Origin of the sequence: Kribbella sp. NPDC050459 (assembly GCF_040655315.1) — a bacterium.
Classification (GTDB): Bacteria; Actinomycetota; Actinomycetes; order Propionibacteriales; family Kribbellaceae; genus Kribbella.
Genome location: NZ_JBFAJQ010000021.1, coordinates 88,624 through 114,034, shown reverse-complemented (window position 1 = coordinate 114,034; position 25,411 = coordinate 88,624). Strand labels below are relative to the sequence as shown.

The following is a 25,411-nucleotide window of genomic DNA, read 5'->3' as shown; positions in this document are numbered from 1 at the left end:
CAGTCGGGCCATGCTCAATCGCCGAACTCTCATCGCCTCCGCCCTACTGGCTCCACTCGGCAGCTTCGCCACGCCGGCCCTGACCGCTGCCGCGAATCGTGAGGTGAGTCGTGGGGTGCCGGTGCCGATCCGGCTGCCGCGGCCCACCGGCGCCTTTCCGGTCGGCACCACCGAGCTGCACCTCGTCGACCGCCGTCGCGACGATCCGTTCGTGCCCGGCCGGCCGCGTGAGCTGATGGTCAGCGTCTGGTACCCGGCGGCCCGCCCGGCCGCGCCCGCGCCGTACCTGCCGCCGTTGACCGCGCAGGTGTTCGGCGAAGGTGCGGCGATCGCGCTCCAGCAGCCCGTCGGAACGATCGACTGGGCCGGCGCGAAGAGCCACGGCGGCCTGCTCGCACCGGTCCTGCCCGGGAAGCGGCCGGTCGTGCTGTTCTCGCCGGGGTTCGGCGTGCCGCGCGGGCTCGCGTCGATCAGTGTCGCGGAGCTCGCCAGTCGCGGGTACGTCGTGGTCACCGTCGACCACACGTACGAGGTCGCGGGTGTCGAGTTCCCGGGTGACCGGATCGAGGTGCAGACGCTCCCGCCGGCGCCGTACGCGCTGCTCGCCCGCACCGCGCGCTTCGACGACCTGCGCTTCGTCCTCGACGCCCTCGGCCGGCTCGCCCGCGGCGAGAACCCGGATGCGGAGCACCGCCGCCTCCCGGCCGGACTCGGCGCCGTCCTCGACCTCGACCGGATCGGGGCGTACGGTCACTCGGCCGGCGGTCTCAGCTCGATCGACCTGCTGGTCGCCGACCCGCGGATCCTCGCCGCGATCGACCTGGACGGCGAGCTCGGCTATGGATACGACGACCCGGCCGACTGCCCGACCGTCGCGCAGGGGACGACGCGCCCGTTCCTGCTGATGGGCTCGGGCGCGATCGGTCCGGGGCCGCACGACCACCGGACCGACCCGTCCTGGGGACTGTTCTGGGACCGCTCGTCAGGCTGGAAGCGCGACCTGAACCTGCCGAACGGCCGGCACTACAGCTTCGTCGACTACCAGGCGCTGATCCCGTGGTTCCAGCGGTTCTTCCCGGTCCCGCCGGAACTGATCGCGAACACCGTCGGTACGGCGGACGCGGGCAACGTCCTGCGCGCGCTCCGCACCTACGTCCCGGCGTTCTTCGACCAGCATCTCCGGCACCGCCCGCACAACTGGAGCCGCGCACTGCCGGAGACGAAGTTCATTGCTTGATCGGGGCCCCGGTCTTCTCCTGCAGCTCGTCGAAGGTGACGCCGTCGGCCAGCTCGACGAGCTGCAGGCCGTCGTCGGTGACGTCCAGCACGGCCAGGTCGGTGATGATCCGGTTCACCACGCCGCGGCCGGTGTACGGCAGGTCGCACTCGGAGAGGATCTTGTGCGAGCCGTCCTTGGCGACGTGCTCCATCAGCACGATCACCTTCTTGGCGCCGTGCACCAGGTCCATCGCGCCGCCCATCCCCTTGACCATCTTGCCAGGGATCATCCAGTTCGACAGGTCGCCCTTGGCCGAGACCTGCATGGCGCCGAGGATGGCCGCGTCGATCGCGCCGCCGCGGATCATCCCGAACGACAGCGAGGAGTCGAAGAACGACGCCCCGGGCATCGTCGTGACGGTCTCCTTGCCGGCGTTGATCAGGTCCGGGTCCTCCTCGCCCTCGACCGGGTACGGCCCGACGCCGAGGATGCCGTTCTCGGACTGCAGGACGACGGTGACGCCGTCCGGGATGTAGTTCGGGACCAGGGTCGGCAGGCCGATGCCGAGGTTCACGTACGAGCCGTCCTCGAGCTCCGCGGCGGCGCGGGCCGCCATTTGCTCACGGGTGAGTGGCATCTCAGGCCTCCAGCTTCTCGCGCTGCGCCTCGAAGGCTTCCCGCGGTTGCACCGTACGCTTCTCGATCCGCTTCTCGATGTCCTTGCCGACCGCAACGACACGCTGGACGTAGACGCCCGGCAGGTGGATCGAGTCCGGGTCCAGCTCACCAGGCTGGACGAGCTCCTCGACCTGCGCGATCGTCACCCGGCCGGCCATCGCGGCGAGCGGGTTGAAGTTCCGCGCGCTGCGGTCGAAGACCAGGTTCCCGTGGGTGTCGCCCTTGAGCGCGTGCACCAGCCCGAAGTCGGTGGTGATCGACTCCTCGAGGACGTACGTCGTCCCGTTGATCTCCCGGGTCTCCTTCGGGTCCGACGCCTTCGCGACCGAGCCGTCCGCGTTGTACTTCTGCGGCAGCCCGCCGTCGGCGACCTGGGTGCCGACGCCGGCCAGCGTGTAGAACGCGGCGATCCCGCAGCCGCCGGCCCGGAGCTTCTCGGCCAGCGTGCCCTGCGGCGTCAGCTCGACCTCCAGCTCACCGGACAGGAACTGCCGGGCGAACTCCTTGTTCTCCCCGACGTACGACGAGGTCATCTTCGCGATCCGCTTGTCCGCGAGCAGGATGCCGAGGCCCCAGTCGTCGACGCCGCAGTTGTTCGACACGACGCTGAGCCCGGACACCCCCTTGTCGTGCAGAGCGCTGATCAGCTGCATCGGGTTGCCGCACAACCCGAAGCCGCCGACGGCGAGGCTGGCGCCGTCCCCGATGTCCGCCACCGCTTCCTGCGGCGACCCGTACGTCTTGTCCATCAGCTGCTCCGTTGCAGTGGCCGGTGTTGTCTTCTGCCGATTCGCTCCGACTCTAACCAGAGGAACGCTGTCTCGCGATGTGGGCGGTGCCACAGATGTGGCGGCGTACCACCCGGCTGTGTGGTCGGGTCCTACGCGGACGCTTCGGAGGCGTTCAGCGCGGTGAGCTCCAGGATCGCCTCGTGGTGGGCGACGTCCAGGTCGGGCAGCGCGAGCACAGCGGACAGGTGCGCGCGGGCTGCTGGGAGGTTCCCCGAGCCGCGCGCCGCACGGCTCAGGCCGATCCGCGCCGCGGCGACGCTCTCCGGGAGGTCGGCGTGCTCACCGATCGACAGTGCGCGGCTGTAGTCGTCCTGCGCGTCCTCCAGCTTGCCGGACCGTAGGTACAGGGCGGCGCGCTCACACAGCAGCAGGGCTGTGTGGTCACCCAGACAGAGCTCCTCGGCCAGCCGGATCGCCTCCGTGATGACGTCCAGCGGCTCGTCGACCACCTGCCGGAGCCCGTTCAGCGCCAGGAACATGCCCCAGCGGTCCTCCAGCATCCGGAACCGGCCCAGCGCCGTACGCAACGCCTGAACGGCGTCACCCGGCGCGGCCGTGGTCAGACCGGGGTACCCGCGGCACAGCTCGACGGCCGCGCGCGTCCACGCGTCACCGCCCTCGTTCCGCTCCAGGACGTCCTCAACCACGGCGGCCGGCTCGAACGGCCCGAACACGAGTGACCAGAGCAGCACCGTCACGGAGTACCGGAACGGGCCGGTCGTCGTCAGGACGATCTGCTGGGCCAGCTCCACCTGCTCCTGCTCGGCCGTCGCGGCTCCGTGGACGACCGCGAGCAGGTATTCCTCGTCGAGCCCGACCGGGACGGTCCGGCCGAGCATGCTCAGCACGCGCTCCGCCGCGGCCGCGGCCTCATCCTGAAGCCCGTTCGACCACCAGTACGCCGAGTAGCGCGCAACCAACCGCAAAGCCGTCCGCAGATCGCTCTCGCAGGCACGCTCGATCGCACTGACGACCTGGTCGCCGTCGAGATCGCCGCTGCCCCCCAAGTTCACGTACCTCATTGTCTCCTGGTCGTGTTAACGCCGTGTCACAGGGGTCACGGGAGTCACGGAGTCAGAAACGGAGCACGCCCCAGGTGGCAGGCCGGTGCATGTCCTCGATGCCCTGCGGCGACCACACCCAGAACTCGATGTCCTCACCCTTCACGTACGCCCCGTCGACGACCTCGTGCGGCCACTCGCAGCGCATCAGGTTCATCCGCCACTCGTCGCCCGGGTTCGGGGGCGTCGCCCGGCCCTTGTTGTACGCGGCCAGATCGGCCCACGGTACGGCGAGCTCGACCGACCAGCCGGTGTCGGTGTCGGACGGGTCGTTGACCGTGCCGTCGACGTGGATCGCGGTCCGCAGACCGGGCAGGTTCGTCGGGTCGATCGGGACGCCGCCGTCGACGTACGGCTTGGGCAGCGTGAGCTCCCAGATCGTGCCGAGCGGGTTGATCTCGAACTCGTAGTAGTTCAGCCCGTCGCCGTCCGGGTCGAGGAACAGCTCGAAGTTGTTCTCGTGGAACAGCTTGCTGTTGTGCTCGGTCATCGTCGACCAGACGTGCGGCTCCTCGAGCAGACCGCCGACGTACAGGTACCGGTCGTCGTACATCAGCTTCGCCCGGGTCCGGAACCGCGGCGCGGGGCCGTCGTGGATCGGGACGAAGTCCGTCGTCCAGGGCGCGGCGTCCCAGGCGGGGTCGGTCAGGGTGCCGTCGAGACTCGGCGCGGTGACGGTCCGCGGGCACTCGTAGACGGGCAGGTCAGGCATCGGCACGCTCCAGCAGTCGGGCGACGAGATCGGCGAGCAGGAAGGTGATGGCGGTCAGCGCCGGTACGACGGCGAGGATCCAGGGCGAGTCCAGGTGGCCGGTCAGGAACGCGATGACCAGCGCGACCATGAACGCCACGCCGAGGAACGGGATCAGCTTCGGGTGCGGCATCGCCAGCCGGCTGAGCGCCAGGCCGCCGAGCACCATCGTCACGACGACGATCAACACCAGCAGCGGCAGTCCGAGGGCGCCGCAGTTCGTGGTGTCCCGGAACCGCTCGCAACTGCGCTCACTCAGCCACACCAGCGCGATGGTCGCGAACCCGCACAGCAGCCCGACGACACCGAGGATCAGGGCGGGCGGCAGCGGCGGGGCGTCGTACCGCCCCTTTTCGGCCTGCTCCGCCTCCTCGGCGGCTTCCAGGACGGCCTCCAGATCCTCCGGCATCCGGCCGCCGTCGTCCTCCTGACCCATTGCCGCAGGTTATCGGGCTCCCAGGCTGCGCGCGACGGCATCGCGTACGTCGGCGTCGCTCGGCGCGGCCAGGCCCTGCTCGGCGGCCAGCTCCGCGAGCGACACCATCGTGACGTCGTGCAGCCCGCAACTCGTGAACGTGTGAAAAACGGTCATGTCCGGGTCCACGTTGATCGAGAACCCGTGACTGGTCACGCCCCGCCGGATCCGCATCCCGATCGAACACAGCTTCCGGCCGTCCGCGGTCCAGACCCCGACCAGGCTGCTCGCACCCTTCGGCGTGTCCCGCCGCACCAGCGGGAACCCGAGCGACCCGAGCGCGTCGATCAGCCCGTTCTCCACCCACCGCACGACGTCGACGGGCCCGCGCTGGTGCAGATCGATCACCAGATACCCGACCAGCTGCCCGGGCCCGTGATACGTCGCGAACCCACCCCGATCAACCTCCACCGCCGGAATCCCGGCCGCCTCCGCCGGCAGATCGCCGAGCCCGGTCCGCGGCCCGTACGTGATCACCGGCGGATGACTCAGCAGAAACAGCCGATCCCCAACCTTGCCGGCAACCCGCTCCTCGACCCACTCCCGCATGTCCTTCGCGGCAACGCCGTACTGCACCTCACCGAGATCAACCCGCTGCATACGTTCAGATTAGGCCGTACGGCGCGCGGTGCAGGACGTCGTACAGGAGGCGGCGGTCGAGGAGGTTGCCTTCTGATTGGAGCCAGGTGAGGAGGTCGTCGGCGGCGGACTGGGAGGGCAGGCACGTGACGGCGGTGTCGGTGGCGGGGCGGGTGCTGATGCGGCCGTCGGTGGACGGGTGGACGATCAGGAAGCCGCGGACCTCGGCCGTGCGGAGGCGGCCGCGCCAGGAGGTGACGGCGGCTTCCAGTGCGGCCACGGGGCTGTCCAGCGGCTGGCCGTTGAAGACGAGGGATCCGTAGGCGTCCAGGGAGTACACGCCGGGCGGTCCTACCAGCGAGACGATCAGCGCGACCCGGTGGCCGTTGAGCAGCATGTGGTCGACGGCGACCGCGCCGAGTTGCGCGCCGTGGACGAGCTTCGCCGCGGGCAGGGCGGTGATCACCGGATCGAGCAGGTTGGCCGTTCGCCGCTGCAGCAGGACGTCGTACGGCGTGATCGGCGCAGCCAGGGCGTCGTCGACGAGAGGCTCGCCAGGACGGCCCCACAGGTTGAACTCGTACGCCGCCGTGCGGTCGATCGCCCGGTCGAGGGAATGCGCCTTCGACCAGCGGCCGGTGAGGATCCGCGTGACCACGAGGCCGACGACCGTCGCGCCGATCAGGATGCGGCCGACGCTGGACCCGTTGTCCGCCGCGAACGGAAGCGCGGTCAGCACGAGCGCCAGCAGATAGAACGCCGCGGTGAGGACGCCGAGGGTCATGAACAAGCCGCGGAACGGCACTCGCCGGCCCCAGTGCGGAGGTAGCGCGACCACGATCATCGCGGCGGTGCAGATGCCGAAGGCGATGTCCCAGAAGCCTTGGTAGCTGGCGCTGACCAGGATGCCGATGACCAGGACGGCGAAGGCGACCAGGGCGATGAGCGCCGGCAGCCGCCAGCGGCCGAACCCCGGGCGGGCCTGGACCAGGCCGGCATCGGCCGGGCGAGCCGGGTCGCCGGTCGTACTGGTCGTCCTGGAATCGTCGGCCGCGCGAGGCTGCCCGTCGGACCACGCCTGCTCGGACGACCAGTCCTGCTCGGACGACCAGGGCTGGTCGGTGGAGCGGGACTGCTCGTCGGACCACGGCTGGTCGGTCGACCAGGTCCAGGTCGGCTCCGGCTCGGGATCCGGCTCCCGGCGCGGGTTGGCGCGCGGTGCCTCCGCCGGCCGGTCGAGGCCGCGGTCGTACGCGGCGCGCTTCCCGGGGTCGGACAGAGTGTTCCAGGCGTCCTGGACGAGGCGGAAGAGCGCCGCGTTGCCGCCCTGGTCCGGATGCACCTGCCGGACGAGCTTCCGGTACGCGGACTTGATCTCGGCGGTGCTGGCCGTGCGCTCGACGTTGAGCACCTCGTAGTGATCGGCCCCGCCCACCCAAGCACCTCCGCGACACGTCCTAACGCACTGAGGGCCAGTCACCGCAGTGACTGACCCTCAATGGTGGTCGGGCTGACAGGATTTGAACCTGCGACCTCTTCGTCCCGAACGAAGCGCGCTACCAAGCTGCGCCACAGCCCGAAGTCGCGAGTAGCTTACATGGGCTCAGCGTCCGGACGAAATCGGGTTATTCCGAGGGACCAGAGTCAGCAGTGTCGCCTCCGGCCGGCAGGCGAATCTGACCGGCGCGTACGGCGACGTACCGAGGCCTGCGGACACGTGCAGCGCCGCCTGACGGCCGCCGTACCCCCAGGTGGTCAGGCCCTTCACGCGGGACGTGTCGAGGTCGCAGTTCGTCACCAGGGCGCCGTAGAACGGGACGGCGAGCTGGCCGCCGTGGGTGTGGCCGGCGAGCACCAGCGGATAGCCGTCGCCGACGAACCCGTTCAGGACCCGCTGGTACGGCGCGTGCGTGACGCCGATCGACAGGTCCGCGGCCGGATCGATCTCACCCGCGACATCGTCGTACCGGTCGCGCTTGATGTGCGGGTCGTCGGTGCCGGCGAAGTCGAGGCGCAGGCCGTTCACCTTGAGGGTGGCCTTGGCGTTGTTCAGGTCAGTCCAGCCGGCGCCGGTGAACGCGCGGCGCATCTCCTCGTACGGCAGGTCGGGGCCGTGCGGCTTGTGCCGTTGCTTGTTCGCGGGCAGCAGGTACTTGCCCGGGTTCTTGAAGTGCGGCTTCCAGTAGTCGTTGGAGCCGAACACGAACACCCCGGGCAGGTCGAGCAGGTCGCCGTACGCGCGGAGCAGCGGAGGGACCGAGTGCTCGCTCGCGAGGTTGTCGCCGGTGTTGACGATCAGGTCGGGCTCGAGCGCGGCCAGGTCGTTGACCCAGCGGATCTTCTTCTCCTGCCTGGGCATCAGGTGCAGGTCGGACAGGTGCAGCACCCGCAGCGGCACCGACCCCTCGGGCAGCACCGGCACGGTGACTTTGCGCAGTGTGAACCAGCGCACCTCGATCCCGGCCGCGTACCCGACACACGCGGCGCCGACAGCCGTGACCGCCGCAGCGGTCTTCAGGGCGGTCCTCGCGATACTCATTTCACCAGCCTGCCACAATCTCAGGTATGTCCAACTCCGGAATGAAGCAGCGCCTGCACGACGACATGACCGCCGCCCTCAAGGCGCGCGACGAGATCCGCAAGTCGACGCTGCGGATGGCGCTCACCGCGATCACCAAGGCGGAGGTGGCCGGCAAGGAGGCCCGCGAACTCAGCGACACCGAGATCGTCGACGTGCTGAGCTCCGAGGCGAAGAAGCGCCGCGAGTCCGTCGTGGCTTACCGCGAGGCCGGCCGCGCGGAGCTCGCCGACAAGGAACAGGCCGAGGCGGACATCCTGGCCGAGTACCTGCCCGAGCAGCTCACCGAGGACGAGATCAAGGCCCTGGTGACCGAGACCATCACCGCCACCGGCGCCGCCGAGCTGGGCCCGCGCGGCATCGGCAAGGTCATGGGCGCCCTCCAGCCCAAGGTCAAGGGCAAGGCCGACGGCGCAGTCGTCTCCGCCGAGGTGAAGCGCCAGCTCGGCGCCTGATCAAACCTTTTCTGCAACAAGCTGCAATTCTTTCCGGGAGCCTTGCTGAGCCGTCCGGCCGGACCGTAAGTTCACCCTGCGCGATTACAGTCGGTCGACGAGGGGACAGCAATGCGTATCCGAAGGGCGATCTCCACTGTCATTGCAGCCGCCGCCGCCGTTACGGCGGTCTCGGTGCTCAACACAGCGCCGGCACTGGCGGCGCCGTGCACGTACGCGGGATGTAACGGCCTGGATCCGGAAACCACCGGCTGCTCCGACGACGCCGTGACGAAGCTGGACCTGTTGTCGCTCTACGGCGGATATATCGCCGAGCTGCGGTGGTCGCCGAGCTGCCATGCGTTCTGGACCCGCCTGCGGTACGACTCCTCGACCTCCGGCGGGGACGGGCAGTACGCCTACATCGCGGGTGGGGTCTACAACAGCTCCGGCAGTCCGGTCACGCAGATCGTCTACACGTCTAACCCGAACGGTGGACCCGAGTGGACCAGGATGATTTCCCAGGCATATCCGTGGGAACGGTTCTGCGTTTTCACCTCAGATCACGACGACGGCTGCAAGATCACCACTTTGTGACCATCTGATCAGTCTTTCTCTCCGCCCCTAGTGGAAAGGCTCGCCGATGTTCGTCAGGTCATTTCGTCATGCTCTTTTCGCGGTATTGATCGCGCTCATTTTCGGAATTGCGGCACAGGGCGCGCGGCCGCCGTCGGCCGAAGCGCATGACGGCCATGGTCAATCACCCACCGGCTCTTCGAGCGGACCGTCCGTGGCCCTGGCGAACGGCGCGGACGTCGCGACCGTCAGCCCGCGGTGGTGGGAAGGTGACGACGTTCTCCTCACCGGACGCAGCCACTCCGACGGCTACACGCTGTACGTCGCCCTGGAGAAGGAGAAGTACGTCCTGCGGCCGTTGGCGACCATCCGGCCGGCTGGATACAACGGTGACGACTGGCTCGGCTACACCTGTCTGACTGGTGACCGGCGTTTCGCGGTCGCGACCTTGATGCCGCGGTGGGCGGTCAACGTGCCACGGCTGCGGGATCGCGGAGCGCTCGCCTACGTCGTGTCCACCGCCAACGGCAAGATCTGGCCGCTGGCGAACGAGGTGGCGTTCAAGTACCACGCGACGAACTGCGGTGCGGGGTCGAAGGTCGCACTGATGCGAAACCTCGGTGACGACCAGCAGCAGAGCGAGGTGCTCGTCGCGGACGCATCGAGCAGGCGAGTCACCAGTCTCGGTGTCGTCAAGCAACAGTTGACGTCGCCGGTGCCGGACGGCTCGACGGCAGTCGCGCTCGGGCAGGGTGGAATCCTTGCCCTGCAGCCTGGCGGGAAGGCCGTCCTGCGGACCCGGATCGTTGACGGCGTCCCCTATCGCATGGTCGCCAGGGGAGCGGGACAGACCGTCGCCGTACTCCGCGGGAACACTGTCGACGCCTATGCCGTCGACGGATCCAGGCTCCGACTCGCCGGCTCCGGCACCAAGGATGCCGCGCAGATCTACGCGTCCGAGAACGCGGTTCCGCGGGTGGGCGGCCTCCAGCCGCCGCCGAAGCGGGAGATCGCAACGAGCCGGGTCGCCCGGCCGGAGCTGACCTCCGGCGACGGGACCGGTGTCGTCGGCCGTGACCTCCTCGTCGACGCGATCAGCGCCGAGGGCAAGGTGGCACTGGCGACCACCACCGCTGGGGCTGTCACCCAGCGCACCGTCGTACCTGCCGAACCCGACTCGGAAGCGACCCGGGCGACCCCCTCTCCGGACGAGAAGCGGCTCTTCTCCGCGCAGACCGGAACGCTTCTCACCGGGCGCTTCCCCGTCGAGTCCGCGGCATCCGTGACGGAGGCGGTGCCGACGACCGTCACCACGACCCGGCAGTTCGCGCCGAGCGGCAACTTCACCACTCCGAAGTGCGGTGTGCCCCGCAACGAACCGACCCGGATGGCCTACGGAGCCAACGACGTACAAGCCAGCTGGGCTGTGGAGCAGGCGAGCCGCAACTCGCTGCCGACGCGGCCCGCGGACTACCTGAAGAGTGGACTGCCGTCGTACAACCCGAGCAGCGACTTCCGCCTGCAGACGATCAAGCCGTCCGGTGGAAACGTCCCGCCGGCGGTGTTCAACGGCGTCCTCGCGCAGGAGTCGGCGTACCGGCAGGCTTCTCGGCGTACGTTGCCCGGCTCAGGCGGCAACTCTGTCATCGGCAACTACTACGGCGCGGGCGGAACGCTCGACCTCATCGACTACACGCAGGCCGACTGCGGTTACGGCATCTCGCAGGTCACTTCCGGTATGGCGGCATCCGAAACCTCGATCACGCCCAACGGCAAGGCCAAGATCGCGATCGACTACGCCGAGAACATCCAGGCCGGTATGAACATCCTGGTCAAGAAGTGGAACCAGCTGCAGGACGCCGGAATCAGGCTGAACGACAGCAACCCGGCCGCCGTCGAGAACTGGTACCTGGCCCTGTGGGCCTACAACTCGGGGATCCAGCCGGATGCCCGCTTCGGCAACACCACCGGATGCACCCCGAGCCCGACCTGCACCGACGAGTTCGGCAACTGGGGTCTGGGCTGGAGCAACAACCCGCGCAATCCTGACTATCCGCCGACCCGCAACGTGTTCCTCCGCGACACCTACGCGGACGCCGAGCACCCGGCCGACTGGCCGTACCAGGAACGGGTGATCGGCTGGGCTTTGACCCCGATCAAGAACTACAAGGGTGGCGACGCGTACGCGAAGGCCACCAGCAGCGACGACCCATACCCACCAGCCGCAACCTTCTGCACGGCGGCGAACTCGTGCGACCCGGCGACGGTGACAGGTTGTACCCGCGCGGACTACCGCTGCTGGTGGCACGAGCCGGTCGTGGTCAAGCCGTGCGATCCGTCGGCTATCTGTGCGACGTCGCCGTTCACGACCGCGGCCGGAGCACCGGAGCCGTCCGCCCCGAACCCGTGGGAGCCGGCGTGCGACTCGGAGCTCGGGCCGGAGGCGATCATCGTCGACGACATCCCGGATCCGTCGAAGAACATCTTCTGCCCGAACCGGAACTGGACCAACCAGGGAACCTTCACCTACGACGTCGGCAAGGACGCCTCGGGAGCGCCGTTGGGCATCATCGACTTCCACCAGGCCGCGATGGGATTCGGTGCGCACACGTTCTTCACCGGTAACCGGGTGGCGAGCGACACGGCGCACAAGGTGACGGGTACCTGGAAACCGGCCGGCCTCGCGGGGTCGTACCTGGTCCGGGCCCACATTCCGCGGGCCGGCGCGAGCGTCTCGTCCGCGGTGTACAAGATCACGACCGCCGACGGCAACGTCGTCGAGAAGGTGATCAACCAGCATGAGCACTTCAACCACTGGAAGACCCTGGGATCCTTCCAGCTGGACTCCAACGCTCAGGTGCAGTTGACGAACGTCACCCAGGACGACGTCATCGGGGGCACCGGCACCGTCGCGTTCGACGCGGTGGCGTTCATCCCCGTCCTGGGCGTCGCCGTCAACGAGGACATAGACGCCTACGCCTACTTCGATCCTGACACCGACGTCACCACGTCTGGTACGACGTCGTGGCTGGCCGGACCGCTCGGCAGCCCGCAGGCCCTCTACGACTGGGGCGCCGCGAGAGCGCCTGGACTGGTCCAGGACGGAGGTCCCGCGACCCGGCTGATGGGCAACGTGTGGCGCGACGAGAACCTCGCCGCCTACACGAGCCCGGATGCCGACGACGACGGTATGAGCCCAGCGGTCCTGCTGGGCGAGGCGAACAAACTGCAGTACCGGCCGACGATCGCCCAGAAGCCACCGGAGTTCGACACGGACGCGGACGCGTACAAGGTACGGACGACTGTGCGGGTCAGCTACGTCAGGACCGGGGTCGACCAGATCATGGAGGGATCCGCGGATGTCGAGTACGGCCAGCGGGCCGGCAACACGTACATACCGCGACTCATCACCGACTTCTTCGACGCGGTTGCACAGGACTACAACATCGCCAAACCGGACCTGAGCTACTCGACCACCAATCTGAACACCTACGACCATCAGATCAGGTCGGTCACACCGAACACGACGTTCTTCCCCGCCCGTGCGTTCAAGCCCGCCGGACGTGCGCCGCTGCTGGTGAACGAAGCCGGCCAGCCCGGTACGGACTGCATCTTCGCGATCCACACGTTCGGTGGGGTGGACGGCTTCCGGCCGATGCTGGGCGTCGGGTACGTCTCGAGCCGGGTCGAAGCATGGAAGCAGCAGATCAACGACCGCACCGACATCCCGGCCGCGGTGAAGAACGTCGCGAAAGACATCTACGACGTCTGGTTCGACACCGGTGCGTTCAACGGGGCTCCGCCCGCGTCGGTCTTCAACCAGGCACCACCGATCTGGCAGGAGCTCGCGTTCACCGTGTGCGCCAACGGCAAACTGATCGCGCCGCAGTCCCAGGGCCATGTGCTGCGCGCTTCCTGGATGACCGATCAGTACCTGTACCGCAACGGCGCCGCCGTCGAGAACACAGGCGAGTGGCGCTTCTCGCCGGATCCCTTGATGCGTGGCGACTTCGTCAAGTTCAGCCGCATCCCCGACCCCGACAGCTTCTGGGACAACCCGTTCGGGGACTGCGACACCGACACCGGCAGATCAGGTAATCCGTGGGGCCTCTTCGCCGGCCTGAACGCACCAGGCGTCGACCCGACGAGTGTGCACTTCTGCATCGACAAGGATCTCGGCGTCGATCCGGACGCCGGCGACTAGTTGTGGCGCTCTGGATCTACCTGCTGAGTCTGCCGGTGCCGGGCCTCCTGCTGGCCTGCGTTCCGGTGCGGCGGGCGCGCCCAAAGGCGCTCGCCGCACCGGAACTGCGGCGGCGGTACCTGATCAGAGTTCTGATCCTTCTGGCGGTGGCGGTCGCCCTGTCGGCGATCGCCGTGTCACTCGGCCATGACTATCCGAACACCCCGCTGTACCCGCTCGTCGCCTGTGCTCCTGGCCTGTGCCTGGCGGTCCTCAGGCTGGCGCTCGAGGCGAGGTATCTGAAGCAGATCTTGACCAACCACGTGAGGTGAACCATGCGACTTCTGAGGATCTTTCTGGCGGGTGCGATGCTCCTGACCGGGGTGTTCGCCCTGGGCGCTCCGAGCGCGTACGCCGTCGGTTGTTACGGCGATACGTGTTACAACAAAGGCCCGGTGGCCATGGGATGTACGGCGGATCAGCGAAGGATTTCCGATCCGGCGTACGCGGGGCTGGAAGTCCGCTACTCGCCCGCCTGCAACGCCGCCTGGGCCTGGTCCAACGAGCCGCCCAACTTTTGGGCGATCTACCTCACCATCGAGCGAGCACGCAGCGACAAGATCGTCCAAGCCCGGCTGTCGATCCAGTTCGACGTCGACGAGACCTCGGAGTGGACGAACATGTTCGGCGGCGGCTGGTACTTCCGCGCCGTGTGGGACGACCGCGTCAACGACCAGTACGACTCGTATTGTCCGTGGGTCTTCCGCTGACAGAACGACTGAGGGCCTCGTCCGTGGTGGACGAGGCCCTCAGTGCTGTCAGCCGTGGCCGCGGCCGCCGCAGTTCGGGTACTTCGGGTTCCAGGGCGGGCAGTTCGGATTCAGCGTTGTGGGCGGTGGTTGCGGGGTGTTGGTGGTCGCCCCTGGCTTCGGCTGGTTCTTCTTGCTGCCGTTGGAGACGTAGATCGTCACCAGGGAGCCGGCCGGGGCGCCGTCACGCTGACGCGGGTCGGTGTAGGCGACGGTGCCGGCGGTTTCCTCGGAGTTCACCGTGCCGGAGGCGATCGCGACCTCGAAGCCGGCCTGGCGCAGCTTGTTCGCGGCGTCCTCCGGGTTCATGCCGTTCACGAACGGGAGGTCCTGCACGTTGCCGCGCTGGACCACGCTGGACGGCGCGACGAACTTCGTCGTCGGGTAGCCCTGCAGGGCGGCCTTCATCGCGGCCTCCCAGATCGGACCGGCGGTGCCCGAACCGGACGCGTCGTGGATCGGCTTGCCGTTCAGCGTCTGGCCCTGCAGCTCCGTGTACGGCGGGGAGGCGTCGGCCACCGTGGCGGCAGCGGCGAGCTTGCTCGAGTACCCGGCGTACCAGACCGCCTTGGCCTCGTTGATGGTTCCGGTCTTGCCGGCGAGGTCGCTCTTGCCGAACTTCAGCTTGCTACCGGTGCCGCCGGTCTCCATGACCTGGTGGAGCACCGCGTTGACGCCGTCGGCGACCTCCTGCGTCAGCGCCTGCTTGCACTGCGCGCCCGGGATGCTCACCGACTTGCCCGCCGAGTCCTTGACCGAGGTGATCAGCCACGGCGTGCAGTACATCCCGCGGGCCGCGAAGGCGGCGTACGCGTTGGCCAGCTGCAGCGGCGAGATCTGGTCGATGCCCAGGGTCATCGAGGGGACCTGCCGGAGCGGCTCGCCCGACTGGGCCTGGTACATGCCCAGGGAGCCGGCGATCTTGGCGATCGAGCACAGTCCGGTGCGCTGTGAGAGCTGCAGGAAGTACGTGTTGGTCGACTTCTGCGCTGCCTCGATCATGGTCGGGATCGGGACGTTTGTCGTCGAGTTCTTCGGGTCGTACGCCTCGAGGATCTTGTACGGGCCGCCACAAGTGCTGAACGTCTGGCCGCGCAGGTGGATCGGGCTGGGCGAATTGATCTTGTAGTTGAGCGGAATGCGCTTCTGGATCGCGGCCGCGATCGTGAACGCCTTCATCGTCGAGCCGTTCTGCCAGCCGCCGAACCCGCCCGGGTAGGTCTTCGGGACGTTGTAGTTGTACGACGTTTGGCCGCGCTTGCTGCCGTACGCACGGCTCTGGGCCATCGCCTTCACCAGGCCGGTGCCGGGCTCGACGATCGTGATCGCCGCGACGGCGCGGTCGGTGGTCTGCGAGTGGGTGTCGATCGAGCGCTGCGCGTCGGCCTGGATCTTCGGGTCGAGCGAGGTTTTGACGGTGAGGCCGGCGGTCTTGATGTAGTTCGCGCGGTCGGCGGTCGACTTGCCGAAGGCGGGGTTGTCCTCGAGGAGCGAGACGACGTACTCGCAGTAGAACGGGTACGGGCCGTTCGCGCAGCCCAGCTTGTTCGGGCGGACCTTGGCCGGGTCGATGACCGGGGTCTTCAGGGCCGAGTTGGCCTGGGCGACCGAGATGACGTGCAGCTCGAGCATCCGGCGGATGACCACGTCGCGGCGGTCCTTGGCGCGCTTGGCGTTGTTGGTCGGGTCGTAGCCGGTGGGGTTCTTCACCAGGCCGGCCAGCATCGAGGCCTGCGGCAGCGTGAGCTGGGACGCGTTCACCGAGAAGTAGTGCTGGGCGGCGGCCTGGATGCCCCAGGCGCCGTCGCCGAAGTTGGCGAGATTGAGGTACTTCTCCAGGATCTCGTTCTTCGAGTACTGCTTCTCGACCGCGATCGCGTACCGCAGCTCGGCGACCTTGCGCTGGTACGTGTCGGCGGTCGCGGCGGCCACCTCGGCCGGCGTCTTCGCCTTCTCGACCAGGCTGATCTTCACGTACTGCTGGGTGATGCTCGAACCGCCCTGCTGCACCGAGCCCGACGACCGGTTCTGCAGCAGTGCGCGCAGCGTGCCCTTCGCGTCCAGGGCGCCGTGCTCGTAGAACCGGTCGTCCTCGATCGCGACGATCGCCTTCTGCATGATCGAGGCGACGTCCTTGAGCTTGACCGGGACCCGGTTCTGCTCGGCGAGGGTGGCGATCACCGACCCGTCGGCCGCCAGGATGGTGCTCTTCTGCTTCAGCGGCACCTCGTCGAACTGCTGCGGCAGGTCCTGCAATGTGTCGGAAGTCTTCTCCGTGGTGAACCCGGCGAGGCCGGCGAGGGGGATCGCGAGACCGGCGGCCAAGGCCCCCGACAGCACGCTCACCCCGAGGAACAGAACCACAGATTGGACGACTCCCCGGTCGCCTTTCTCCCTGACGCGCATGGTTGTAAAGACTACGGGATCAGCTTTTTGGGTTACCGCTGCGCGTGTGAGTTCGGTCACTCACGCTGGACAAAGTTCATCCGAAAGAACGAGGGCCCGGGCAGTTGCCCGGGCCCTCGTTCGGTACGGCGTTACGCGGCGTACTGGTGGCTCTGCACCTCGGCCGGCTCCAGCGCCAGATCCAGCACCTCGCGGACGTCGCTCACCGGGTGCACGGTCAGCTCCGCGAGCACGGACGCCGGCACGTCCTCCAGGTCCGGCTCGTTCCGCTTCGGGATCAGAATCGTGGTCAGCCCGGCCCGGTGCGCGGCGAGCAGCTTCTGCTTCACGCCGCCGATCGGGAGCACCCGGCCGGTCAGCGACACCTCACCGGTCATCGCGACCTCCGAGCGGACCGGCCGCCCGGACAGCAGCGAGGCGAGCGCCGTCGTCATCGTCACACCCGCCGACGGTCCGTCCTTCGGGACGGCGCCGGCCGGCACGTGGATGTGGGCGTTCCGCTCGGCCAGGTCGCCGACCGGCAGCCCCAGCTCCGCGCCGTGCGAGCGCAGGTACGACAGGGCGATCTGCGCCGACTCCTTCATCACGTCACCGAGCTGTCCGGTCAGCGTGACTCCGGTCGGGCCGGTCTCCTTGTCGGCCAGCGACGCCTCGACGAAGAGCACGTCACCACCCGCACCGGTCACCGCCAGCCCGGTCGCCACGCCCGGAAGCGCCGTCCGCTCGGCCGACTCCGGGGTGAACTTCGGCGAACCCAGGTACTCCTTCAGGTCGGTCGAACCGATCGTCAGGTTGTCCAGGTCCTCGCCCAGGGCGAGCTTGGCCGTCACCTTCCGCAGCACCCGCGAGATCGAGCGCTCGAGCTGCCGTACGCCGGCCTCCCGGGTGTACTCACCCGCGAGCACCCGCAGCGCCGAGTCCTCGATGGTCACCTCGTCCGCCGTCAGGCCCGCCCGCTCCAGCTGACGCGGGAGCAGGTGGTCACGGGCGATCGTGACCTTCTCGTCCTCGGTGTACCCGTCCAGCTGCACCAGCTCCATCCGGTCCAGCAGCGGCGCCGGGATGGAGTCCAGCACGTTCGCCGTGGCCAGGAAGACCACGTCGGACAGGTCCAGCTCGACCTCCAGGTAGTGGTCCCGGAAGGTGTGGTTCTGCGCCGGGTCGAGGACCTCCAGCAGTGCGGCCGTCGGGTCGCCCCGGTAGTCCGCACCGACCTTGTCGATCTCGTCCAGCAGCACGACGGGGTTCATCGAGCCCGCCTCGGTGATCGCGCGGACGATCCGGCCCGGCAGCGCGCCGACGTACGTCCGCCGGTGGCCACGGATCTCGGCCTCGTCGCGGACACCGCCCAACGCGACCCGGACGAACTTCCGCCCCATCGCCCGCGCCACGGACTCACCCAGCGAGGTCTTGCCCACGCCAGGCGGACCGACCAGTGCCAGGACGGCGCCACTGCGGCGGCCGCCGACGACACCGAGACCACGGTCCGCACGACGACGCCGTACGGCCAGGTACTCCGTGATGCGCTGCTTCACGTCGTCCAGACCGGCGTGATCCGCGTCCAGCACGGCCCGCGCCTCGCGGATGTCGTAGCTGTCCTCGGTCCGCTCGTTCCACGGCAGCTCGAGGACGGTGTCCAGCCAGGTCCGGATCCAGCCGACCTCGGGGGACTGCTCAGCGGTCCGCTCCAGTTTGTCGACCTCGGCGAGCGCCGCCTTCTTGACGTGCTCGGGCAGGTCGGCAGCCTCGACGCGGGCCCGGTAGTCCTCTTCCTCGGACTCGGCCTTGCCGTCCAGCTCGGCCAGCTCCTTGCGGATCGCGGCCATCTGCTGGCGCAGCAGGAACTCCCGCTGCTGCTTCTCCATACCCTCCTGGACGTCCTTCTGGATCGTCTCGGAGACCTCGAGCTCGGCGAGGTGGTCCTTCACCCAGCCAACCAGCTTCTCCAGCCGCTCGGAGACGTTCGCGTTCTCCAGCAGCCAGGACTTCTGCTCGGTGCTCAGGTACGACGCGTAGCCGGCCAGGTCGGACAGCTCCGCCGGGTCGTCGACGCCCTTGATGGAGTCGATGACCTGGTAGGCGCCGCGACGCTGCAGCACCGAGGTGGTCAGGGTCTTGTACTCGCGGGCCAGCTCGGCGGAGCGGTCGTCGGTGATCTCGTGCATCACCGTCGCGCCCACCCAGAGCGCGGCACCCGGACCGGTGGTCCCGGCGCCGATCCGGACCCGCTGGGTCCCACGGATCACGGCCGCCTGGGCACCGCCCGGCAGCCGGCCGATCTGCTCGATTTCACCGAGCGTCCCGGCCTTGGCATATTTCCCGTCCAGCCGCGGCACCAGCAGCACCTGGTCCTGCCCAGCAGCCTGCGCGGCATCGATCGCCGCCCGGGCCTCGCTGTCAGCGAGTCGGACCGGCACGACCATCCCCGGCAGGACCACCACGTCGTCCAGCGGCAGAACAGGAAGATTCAACGTATCGGTCACGCTGTCACACCCTTTTCAAGATTGAGTCTGACAGGCTCAACCACAGGTGTAAGCAGGTAATTCCCGCCCCGATCCACGTTCGCTCAGAGTGAACCTGGAGACCGGGGGAGGTGGCCGCGCACGTTCAGGCGGTGAGGAGGTCGCCGATCTGGCGTAGGCCGGTGAGGTCGTGGACGTCGTCGGGGAGGGCCGGGACCTCGACGGTGCGGATCGCGCGGTGGCCGCGGCGGAAGCGGTCGGCGCGTTTGTGGTCGCCGACGACCTGTTGCATCTTGTCCGCGTGCAACCGCAGTACGGCGGCCGTCAGCGGAGACTTGTCCGCTTCCTCGAGCTTCTCGGCCGCGGCGAGGGAGCGCTCCGCCGACAGGTCCGGCGCCTGCGCGTTCGTCACCCGGTTGAGCACGACGCCGGCCAGCGGCATTCCCTCGGCGCGCAGCCGCTCGGCGAAGTACGACGCCTCGCGCAGCGCGTCGTTCTGCGGCGACGCCACGACCAGGAACGCCGTGTGCGGCTCCCGCAGCAGCGCGACCGTCTGCTCGGCCCGCTGCCGGAACCCGCCGAACAGCGTGTCGAAAGCGGCCACGAACGTCTGTACGTCGGTCAGAACCTGGGCGCCGAGCACCTTGTTCAGCACCGACATCGCCATGTTCACCCCGGCCGACATCAGCCGGAACGGGCCTTTCGCCGGCGCCAGCAGCAACCGGAGGAACCGGCCCTCGAGCAGCGACGCCAACCGCTCCGGCGCGTCCAGGAAGTCCAGCGCCGACCGCGACGGGGGAGTGTCCACGACGATCAGGTCCCAGTCGCCGGTCCGCTCGGCCTGCTTGTGCAGCTGCCCGAGCTTCTCCATCGCCATGTACTCCTGGGTGCCCGCGAACGACGAGGAAAGCGCTTGATAGAAGGGATTCGCGAGGATCTGCTCGGCCTTCTCCGGCGTCGCGTGCTGGAGTACGACGTCGTCGAACGTCCGCTTCATGTCCAGCATCATCGCGTCCAGCCGGCCGCCGTTCGCGGCCTCGACCTCGGCCACCGCCCGCGGGGTGTTGTCGAGCTCGGTCAGCCCGAGCGACTGCGCCAGCCGGCGCGCCGGGTCGATCGTCAGCACGACGACTTTCCGCCCGCGTTCCGCGGCCCGCAGCCCGAGTGCGGCCGCCGTGGTCGTCTTGCCGACCCCGCCGGCGCCGCAGGTGACCACGATCCGGGTCGTGGGATCGTCGATCAACGCGTCCAGGTCGAGCTCGGTCATGCCCGGAACTCCTCTGCCAGGTCGAGCAACGTGCCCTGGTCGATGCCCTCCGGCTGCAGCATCAGCTCCGTCACTTTCTTGCCCAGGGCATCGATCCGGTCCCGGTTCTCGCGTTCGAGCCCGACCCGGATGGCATGGTCGTGGGCCTCCGCGGCCAGCGTCCGCACCAGGTCGGCGCCGATCGTGATCCCGGCCGCCTTCAGGCCCCGGGTGAGTTCGGCGGTGGGCAGTTTCTCCTTCACCGCCAGGGCGAGCGCGTCGTCGTCGAGCGGGCTGTGCCGGACCATGTTCACCACCACCGACCCGATCCGCAGGTCCAGCGCCTCCAGTTGCTCGAACGCGTCGAGGGTCTCCTGGACCGGCATCTCCTCGAGCAGCGTGACCAGGTGGATCCGGGTCACGTCCGAGCGCAGCATGCCCATGATCGCGTCCGCCTGGTTGCGGATCGGCCCGACCTTGGCGAGTCCGGCGACCTCGGTGTTCACGTTCAGGAACGGGGCGATCCGCCCGGTCGGCGGCGCGTCCAGCACCACGGCGTCGTACGCGAGCCGGCCGTGCACCTTGCGGCGGGTCGCCTCGTAGACCTTGCCGGTCAGCAGGACGTCGCGGAGCCCGGGCGCGATCGTGGTGACGAAGTCGATCGCGCCGACCTTCTCCAGCGCCTTCCCGGCGCGGCCGAGGTGGTAGTACATGTCGAGGTACTCCAGCAGCGCGGCCTCGGCGTCCACGGCCAGCGCGAACACCTCACCGCCGCCGGGGCCCTGCGCGATCCGGCGCTCGACGTACGGCAGGGGCGGTACGTCGAAGAGCTGGGCGAGGCCCTGGCGCCCCTCGACCTCGACGAGCAGGACGCGCTTGCCTTCCTCGGCCAGCGCAAGCGCCATGGCGGCCGCGACCGTGGTCTTCCCGGTGCCGCCCTTGCCGGTCACCACGTGCAGTCGCGCCATACGTCCCAGGGTAGGGCGTGGTGCAGGACACACCGTTCCTGACCGGGGCGGTGGGGCGGGGAAGGTCTCGGTACAGTCCCCTTCATGAAGAAGTTCGAGTACTTCACCGCGCCGCTGCTGGTCCACTCGACCAAGGAGATCCTGGACAACTTCGGCCAGGACGGCTGGGAGCTGGTCCAGGTGATCCCGGGCCTCAACCCGGAGAACCTGGTCGCGTACTTCAAGCGGGAGATCGAGGACAAATGAGCCACCCCGAGGAGAAGCTCGCCGCGCTCGGCCTGAAGCTGCCCGAGGTGGCCAAGCCGGTCGCGGCGTACGTCCCGGCGGTCCGGACCGGTGACCTGGTCTACACGTCCGGCCAGCTGCCGCTGCGCGAGGGCACGCTGATCGCCACCGGCAAGGTCGGCGACGCGGTCACTCCCGAGGTGGCCAGCGAGTGCGCCCAGCAGTGCGCGCTGAACGCACTGGCCGCGGTCAAGGCGGAGATCGGCGACCTGGCGAACGTGAAGCGGATCGTGAAGGCAGTCGCGTTCATCGCCTCGACGCCCGACTTCACCGGCCAGCCGCAGGTTGCGAACGGCGCATCCGAGCTGTTCGGCCAGGTGTTCGGCGAGGCCGGCCAGCACGCCCGCAGCGCCGTCGGCGTCCCGGTCCTCCCGCTCGACGCCCCCGTCGAGGTCGAGTTGATCGTCGAGGTCAACTGATCCACCGCCACACACGCAAGGCGAGGCGACCGGCCCATGCCGGTCGCCTCCGCAGCCTGCCGTCCGAGCGCTCAGACAAGCCGTGCGACGCCCGCCGCGTGCCGTCCGGGAACGCCGTACGCCGCTCCCGGTCTGTCGGGGCGTGCGGCTTGATGTTCCGGGAGCCGTCGTGCGTGATCTGAAGTCGCAGTTGATGAGCGGCCGGATGGCCGAGGTGGCGCTCGACTACGCCCGCGGCGACCGAACCCCGGTCGCACCCCGCCCCGCCTCCACCGTCATCCTCCTCCGCGACGCGCTCAGCGGTGGGCCGGAGGTTTATCTGCTGCGGCGGCAACGGACGATGGCTTTTGCCGCCGGGATGACGGTGTTTCCCGGTGGTCGGGTCGACGCGACCGACTCCACCGTGGCGGACTCGTGGTCCGGCCCCTCGCCGGCCTGGTTCGCGGAGCGGCTCGGGTGTTCGGCGGAGACCGCGGCGGCGTACGTCGCGGCCGCGGTGCGGGAGACGTTCGAGGAGTCCGGCGTACTGCTGGCCGGCCCTTCGGCGGACTCGGTCGTCGGCGACACCACCGGCGCCGGCTGGGAGGCCGACCGGGTCGCGCTGGAGACCCGGGAGTTGGGGTTCTCGGAGTTCCTGCACCGGCGCGGTCTCGTGCTCCGGGCGGACCTGCTCGGCCCGTGGGCGCACTGGATCACGCCGGAGTTCGAGCCGAAGCGGTACGACACCGCGTTCTTCGTCGCCGCCCTCCCGTCCGGGCAGGTCACGCGGGACGTGACGAGCGAGTCCGACCAGGTCACCTGGATCCGCCCGGCGGACGCGGTCGCGGCCGTCGACGCGGGCGAGGTCCTGATGCTGCCCCCGACGTACGTCTGCTGCCACGAACTCTCGCAGTACGACGACGTGGCCGCGATCCTGGACGCGGCCGGCGAGCGGGCGATCCGGGCGATCATGCCCACTGTGCGCGTCGACGGCGACCAGGCCTATCTGGAGACCACATGACCGAGTACGCCACGCTGGTACGCGCCGACAACCCCGGCCTGATGACGCTGGACGGCACCAACACCTGGGTCCTGCGGGCGCCCGGCGCGGAACGCTCGGTGGTCGTCGACCCCGGCCCGCTGATGGAGGACCACCTCCGCGCGGTCCTCGAGCAGGCCGGCCAGGTCGCCGTCGTACTGCTCACCCACAAGCACCCGGACCACTCCGAGGGCGCCGCGTGGTTCGCCAACCAAGCCAGCTGCGGCGTCCGCGCGGTCGACCCGGCGTTCCGCATCCCGACCGACCACGCGCACGGCCTCGCTGAGGGCGACGTGATCACGGTCGACGGCCTCCGCGTCGAGGTGCTCCCGACGCCGGGCCACACCCTCGACTCGGTGTGCTTCTGGCTCCCGCAGGACGGCTCGCTGCTCACCGGGGACACGGTCCTCGGCCGCGGTACGTCGGTGGTCGCGCACCCGGACGGTGCGCTGGGCCCCTACCTCGACTCCCTCGAACGCCTACGGGCCTTCGCGAACAGCCCGGCCGACGTACTGCGTCTGCTCCCCGGCCACGGCCCCGTCGTGGACGACCCCACCGGCGTCCTCACCTATTACCTGGACCACCGCCAGGAACGCCTCGCCCAGGTCCGCGCCGCGATCGCCGAGGGCCACACCACCCCCGAGTCCATCGTCGAACACGTCTACGCCGACGTAGACAAAACCCTCTGGCCCGCCGCCGAACGCTCGGTCCGGGCCCAGCTGGACTATTTGAACGCCTAGCGGGCGCGGCGTTGGAGGCGGTCTACGTCGAGGAGGACGACGGAGCGGGGCTCGAGGCGGACCCAGCCGCGGGAGGCGAAGTCGGCGAGGGCCTTGTTGACGGTCTCGCGGGAGGCGCCGACCAGTTGGGCGAGCTCCTCCTGGGTGAGGTCGTGGTGGACGTGGACGCCGTCGTCGGCGGTGCGGCCGAAGCGGCTGGCGAGGTCCAGGAGGGCCTTCGCGACCCGGCCCGGTACGTCGGAGAAGACAAGGTCGGCGACCACGTCGGAGACCTTGCGGAGCCGGGAGGCCAGCTGCAGGAGCAGGCCGCGGGCGACCGCCGGGCGGCCGTCGAGCCAGCGGAGCAGCTCGTCGTGGGTCAGCGACATCAGCGAGGCGTCGGTGACGGCGGTGACGGTCGCGGACCGCGGTCCGGGGTCGAACAGCGACAGCTCACCGAACATCTGTCCCGGCCCGAGCACGGCGATCAGGTTCTCCCGGCCGTCGGCGGAGGTGCGGCCCAGCTTGACCTTGCCCTCGACGACGATGAACAGCCGGTCACCGGAATCACCCTCGTGGAACAGCACCTGGCCGCGGCGCAGCCGGCTCTCGGTCATCGAGGCTGCCAGCGCGTCGGCCGCCTCGTCGTCGAGCTGACTGAACAGCGGTGCCTGTCGGAGCACTGCGGCATCCACTTCTGGGCCTCCTAGGACCTTCGACCACGACTCCGGACATGGGATCCGCCACGTCCGTCGACCGATATGTGTACACCCGGTCGCCACAAAACCGTAGCCCCTCGGGTGTCGGCACCGCCACGTAGGCCCGTCCGGACTCGCCGGAGCACTCTCCGGGACGCCTCCCGGATCCGCCCGGCGCCTGTCGGTGGCCGGACGTAGGCTGGCCTCCATGCCGACCCAGCGTGTCGAGGCTCCCGCCTCCGCCGAATCAGCCGTCCTGGTCCCGCTGAAGCTCCCCCGCAAGGCCCCGGTGTTCGTCGACGAGACCCACACCCAGCTGGTCCGGCGGGCGCGGAAGATGCACAAGGTGCTGACCGAGACCTACCCGGACGCGCACTGCGAGCTGGACTTCACCACCCCGCTCGAGTTGCTGGTGGCCACCATCCTGTCCGCCCAGACCACCGACGTCACGGTGAACAAGGTGACCCCGGCCCTGTTCGCCAAGTACCCGACCGCCCAGGCGTACGCCGAGGCGGACCGGGACGAGATGGAGGCGATCCTCAAGCCGACCGGCTTCTTCCGGGCGAAGACCAACAGTGTGATCAAGCTCGGCCAGGCCCTCGTCGACGACTACGACGGCGTCGTGCCGAACAAGCTGGACGAGCTGGTGAAGCTCCCCGGCACCGGCCGGAAGACCGCCAACGTCGTCCTCGGCAACGCGTTCGGTGTCCCCGGGATCACTGTCGACACCCATTTCGGCCGCCTGGTCCGCCGGTTCGGCTGGACCGCCGAGGAGGACCCGGTCAAGGTCGAGCACATCATCGGCGACCTGTTCCCGAAGAAGGACTGGACGATGCTGTCGCACCGGCTGATCTTCCACGGCCGCCGCCGCTGCCACGCCAAGAAGCCGGCCTGCGGCGCCTGCCCGATCGCCCAGTGGTGCCCGTCGTACGGCGCCGGCCCCGTCGACCCCGAGGCCGCCGCGAAGCTGGTGAAGACCCCGGCATGAGATCCGGTACGCCGCTCCGCAGCCCACGGCCGCACTTAGGCCCTGTCTGGCGATCCAGCGCCTACTGC

General features: G+C 69.1%; 24 protein-coding genes and 1 tRNA gene. 11 read left to right on the top strand and 14 right to left on the bottom strand.

All coding sequences use genetic code 11. From position 1 onward, the window contains the following. The first annotated feature begins 10 nt into the window (after positions 1–10). Positions 11–1,237, top strand: a complete 1,227-nt coding sequence (locus AB0I12_RS40870) for a hypothetical protein (RefSeq protein ID WP_359941326.1) — start codon at positions 11–13, stop codon at positions 1,235–1,237. Here the strand turns inward: AB0I12_RS40870 and AB0I12_RS40865 are convergent. The 9 genes from AB0I12_RS40865 to AB0I12_RS40825 form a co-directional block, all read right to left on the bottom strand. Then, positions 1,227–1,856: a CoA transferase subunit B gene (locus AB0I12_RS40865; protein WP_359941324.1), complete on the bottom strand. Its 630-nt coding sequence runs from the start codon at positions 1,854–1,856 to the stop codon at positions 1,227–1,229. The two genes, AB0I12_RS40870 and AB0I12_RS40865, sit on opposite strands and share 11 nt — an antisense overlap. Position 1,857: 1 nt before the next feature. Beyond that, the gene (locus AB0I12_RS40860) at positions 1,858–2,646 is read right to left on the bottom strand and encodes a CoA transferase subunit A (protein ID WP_359941321.1); all 789 of its coding nucleotides are present in this window, start codon (positions 2,644–2,646) and stop codon (positions 1,858–1,860) included. 131 nt (positions 2,647–2,777) lie between these two features. Beyond that, positions 2,778–3,701 carry a tetratricopeptide repeat protein gene (locus AB0I12_RS40855; protein ID WP_359941318.1) on the bottom strand — a complete coding sequence of 308 codons (924 nt, stop codon included), beginning with the start codon at positions 3,699–3,701 and terminating at the stop codon, positions 2,778–2,780. Positions 3,702–3,762: 61 nt separating this feature from the next. Further along, positions 3,763–4,461: a carbohydrate-binding family 9-like protein gene (locus AB0I12_RS40850; protein WP_359941316.1), complete on the bottom strand. Its 699-nt coding sequence runs from the start codon at positions 4,459–4,461 to the stop codon at positions 3,763–3,765. Further along, positions 4,454–4,936, bottom strand: coding sequence for a hypothetical protein (locus AB0I12_RS40845; protein ID WP_359941314.1), 483 nt, complete (start codon positions 4,934–4,936; stop codon positions 4,454–4,456). The genes AB0I12_RS40850 and AB0I12_RS40845 overlap by 8 nt, the downstream gene beginning before the upstream one ends. 9 nt (positions 4,937–4,945) lie before the next feature. Continuing rightward, entirely contained in the window at positions 4,946–5,575 is a 630-nt protein-coding gene (gene lipB, locus AB0I12_RS40840) for a lipoyl(octanoyl) transferase LipB (protein ID WP_359941312.1), read from the bottom strand. Between the two features lie 4 nt (positions 5,576–5,579). Next, positions 5,580–6,989 (bottom strand): DnaJ domain-containing protein, encoded by a 1,410-nt coding sequence (locus AB0I12_RS40835; protein WP_359941310.1) that lies wholly within the window; start codon positions 6,987–6,989, stop codon positions 5,580–5,582. A gap of 67 nt (positions 6,990–7,056) precedes the next feature. Continuing rightward, positions 7,057–7,133, bottom strand: a tRNA-Pro gene (locus AB0I12_RS40830). 24 nt (positions 7,134–7,157) lie between these two features. Further along, entirely contained in the window at positions 7,158–8,093 is a 936-nt protein-coding gene (locus AB0I12_RS40825; protein WP_359941307.1) for a metallophosphoesterase, read from the bottom strand. A gap of 26 nt (positions 8,094–8,119) precedes the next feature. Between AB0I12_RS40825 and AB0I12_RS40820 the strand changes: the two genes are divergently transcribed. From AB0I12_RS40820 to AB0I12_RS40800, 5 genes are all read left to right on the top strand, one after another. Next, entirely contained in the window at positions 8,120–8,587 is a 468-nt protein-coding gene (locus AB0I12_RS40820) for a GatB/YqeY domain-containing protein (protein ID WP_359941304.1), read from the top strand. Between the two features lie 111 nt (positions 8,588–8,698). After that, on the top strand, positions 8,699–9,163 hold the full coding sequence (locus tag AB0I12_RS40815) for a DUF2690 domain-containing protein (protein ID WP_359941301.1): 465 nt from the start codon (positions 8,699–8,701) through the stop codon (positions 9,161–9,163). 193 nt (positions 9,164–9,356) lie between these two features. Then, entirely contained in the window at positions 9,357–13,346 is a 3,990-nt protein-coding gene (locus AB0I12_RS40810) for a hypothetical protein (protein WP_359941298.1), read from the top strand. A 2-nt stretch (positions 13,347–13,348) separates the two neighbouring features. Beyond that, on the top strand, positions 13,349–13,657 hold the full coding sequence (locus AB0I12_RS40805; RefSeq protein WP_359941295.1) for a hypothetical protein: 309 nt from the start codon (positions 13,349–13,351) through the stop codon (positions 13,655–13,657). 3 nt (positions 13,658–13,660) lie between these two features. Further along, complete coding sequence (locus AB0I12_RS40800) at positions 13,661–14,095, top strand: DUF2690 domain-containing protein (protein ID WP_359941292.1); 435 nt, start codon at positions 13,661–13,663, stop codon at positions 14,093–14,095. Positions 14,096–14,143: 48 nt separating this feature from the next. On the opposite strand, the gene AB0I12_RS40795 is transcribed toward AB0I12_RS40800, so the two are convergent. The 4 genes from AB0I12_RS40795 to AB0I12_RS40780 form a co-directional block, all read right to left on the bottom strand. Then, entirely contained in the window at positions 14,144–16,540 is a 2,397-nt protein-coding gene (locus AB0I12_RS40795; RefSeq protein ID WP_359941290.1) for a penicillin-binding protein, read from the bottom strand. Between the two features lie 131 nt (positions 16,541–16,671). Continuing rightward, entirely contained in the window at positions 16,672–19,023 is a 2,352-nt protein-coding gene (lon, locus tag AB0I12_RS40790; RefSeq protein WP_359941287.1) for an endopeptidase La, read from the bottom strand. A gap of 124 nt (positions 19,024–19,147) precedes the next feature. Continuing rightward, entirely contained in the window at positions 19,148–20,269 is a 1,122-nt protein-coding gene (locus tag AB0I12_RS40785) for an ArsA family ATPase (RefSeq protein WP_359941285.1), read from the bottom strand. Then, a complete protein-coding gene (locus AB0I12_RS40780; protein ID WP_359941282.1) occupies positions 20,266–21,216 on the bottom strand; it encodes an ArsA-related P-loop ATPase in 951 nt (316 codons plus the stop codon). The genes AB0I12_RS40785 and AB0I12_RS40780 overlap by 4 nt, the downstream gene beginning before the upstream one ends. 84 nt (positions 21,217–21,300) lie before the next feature. Between AB0I12_RS40780 and AB0I12_RS40775 the strand changes: the two genes are divergently transcribed. The 4 genes from AB0I12_RS40775 to AB0I12_RS40760 all read left to right on the top strand — a co-directional run bounded on the left by AB0I12_RS40775 (position 21,301) and on the right by AB0I12_RS40760 (position 23,678). Then, positions 21,301–21,462 carry a hypothetical protein gene (locus tag AB0I12_RS40775; RefSeq protein ID WP_166679940.1) on the top strand — a complete coding sequence of 54 codons (162 nt, stop codon included), beginning with the start codon at positions 21,301–21,303 and terminating at the stop codon, positions 21,460–21,462. Then, positions 21,459–21,920, top strand: coding sequence for a RidA family protein (locus AB0I12_RS40770; RefSeq protein ID WP_359941278.1), 462 nt, complete (start codon positions 21,459–21,461; stop codon positions 21,918–21,920). Before AB0I12_RS40775 ends, AB0I12_RS40770 begins: the two co-directional genes overlap by 4 nt. Positions 21,921–22,089: 169 nt before the next feature. Then, positions 22,090–22,920: an NUDIX hydrolase gene (locus AB0I12_RS40765; protein ID WP_359941275.1), complete on the top strand. Its 831-nt coding sequence runs from the start codon at positions 22,090–22,092 to the stop codon at positions 22,918–22,920. Further along, positions 22,917–23,678 (top strand): MBL fold metallo-hydrolase, encoded by a 762-nt coding sequence (locus AB0I12_RS40760; protein ID WP_359941272.1) that lies wholly within the window; start codon positions 22,917–22,919, stop codon positions 23,676–23,678. Before AB0I12_RS40765 ends, AB0I12_RS40760 begins: the two co-directional genes overlap by 4 nt. Here AB0I12_RS40760 and AB0I12_RS40755 read toward each other — a convergent pair. Next, positions 23,675–24,352 carry a Crp/Fnr family transcriptional regulator gene (locus AB0I12_RS40755; RefSeq protein ID WP_167203704.1) on the bottom strand — a complete coding sequence of 226 codons (678 nt, stop codon included), beginning with the start codon at positions 24,350–24,352 and terminating at the stop codon, positions 23,675–23,677. The genes AB0I12_RS40760 and AB0I12_RS40755 overlap by 4 nt on opposite strands. 211 nt (positions 24,353–24,563) lie before the next feature. Between AB0I12_RS40755 and nth the strand changes: the two genes are divergently transcribed. Further along, positions 24,564–25,343, top strand: a complete 780-nt coding sequence (gene nth / locus AB0I12_RS40750) for an endonuclease III (RefSeq protein ID WP_359941269.1) — start codon at positions 24,564–24,566, stop codon at positions 25,341–25,343. The last annotated feature ends 68 nt before the right edge of the window (positions 25,344–25,411 follow it).

What these genes read in the sequence shown, in the direction of transcription:
- AB0I12_RS40845 (WP_359941314.1), bottom strand. Translation starts at nt 4,936, where the DNA reads ATGGGTCAGGAGGACGACGGCGGCCGGATGCCGGAGGATCTGGAGGCC.
- AB0I12_RS40760 (WP_359941272.1), top strand. Translation starts at nt 22,917, where the DNA reads ATGACCGAGTACGCCACGCTGGTACGCGCCGACAACCCCGGCCTGATG.
- AB0I12_RS40850 (WP_359941316.1), bottom strand. Translation starts at nt 4,461, where the DNA reads ATGCCTGACCTGCCCGTCTACGAGTGCCCGCGGACCGTCACCGCGCCG.
- AB0I12_RS40780 (WP_359941282.1), bottom strand. Translation starts at nt 21,216, where the DNA reads ATGGCGCGACTGCACGTGGTGACCGGCAAGGGCGGCACCGGGAAGACC.
- AB0I12_RS40775 (WP_166679940.1), top strand. Translation starts at nt 21,301, where the DNA reads ATGAAGAAGTTCGAGTACTTCACCGCGCCGCTGCTGGTCCACTCGACC.
- nth (WP_359941269.1), top strand. Translation starts at nt 24,564, where the DNA reads ATGCCGACCCAGCGTGTCGAGGCTCCCGCCTCCGCCGAATCAGCCGTC.
- AB0I12_RS40825 (WP_359941307.1), bottom strand. Translation starts at nt 8,093, where the DNA reads ATGAGTATCGCGAGGACCGCCCTGAAGACCGCTGCGGCGGTCACGGCT.
- AB0I12_RS40860 (WP_359941321.1), bottom strand. Translation starts at nt 2,646, where the DNA reads ATGGACAAGACGTACGGGTCGCCGCAGGAAGCGGTGGCGGACATCGGG.
- AB0I12_RS40815 (WP_359941301.1), top strand. Translation starts at nt 8,699, where the DNA reads ATGCGTATCCGAAGGGCGATCTCCACTGTCATTGCAGCCGCCGCCGCC.
- AB0I12_RS40770 (WP_359941278.1), top strand. Translation starts at nt 21,459, where the DNA reads ATGAGCCACCCCGAGGAGAAGCTCGCCGCGCTCGGCCTGAAGCTGCCC.
- AB0I12_RS40865 (WP_359941324.1), bottom strand. Translation starts at nt 1,856, where the DNA reads ATGCCACTCACCCGTGAGCAAATGGCGGCCCGCGCCGCCGCGGAGCTC.
- lipB (WP_359941312.1), bottom strand. Translation starts at nt 5,575, where the DNA reads ATGCAGCGGGTTGATCTCGGTGAGGTGCAGTACGGCGTTGCCGCGAAG.
- AB0I12_RS40800 (WP_359941292.1), top strand. Translation starts at nt 13,661, where the DNA reads ATGCGACTTCTGAGGATCTTTCTGGCGGGTGCGATGCTCCTGACCGGG.
- AB0I12_RS40785 (WP_359941285.1), bottom strand. Translation starts at nt 20,269, where the DNA reads ATGACCGAGCTCGACCTGGACGCGTTGATCGACGATCCCACGACCCGG.
- AB0I12_RS40870 (WP_359941326.1), top strand. Translation starts at nt 11, where the DNA reads ATGCTCAATCGCCGAACTCTCATCGCCTCCGCCCTACTGGCTCCACTC.
- AB0I12_RS40795 (WP_359941290.1), bottom strand. Translation starts at nt 16,540, where the DNA reads ATGCGCGTCAGGGAGAAAGGCGACCGGGGAGTCGTCCAATCTGTGGTT.
- AB0I12_RS40820 (WP_359941304.1), top strand. Translation starts at nt 8,120, where the DNA reads ATGTCCAACTCCGGAATGAAGCAGCGCCTGCACGACGACATGACCGCC.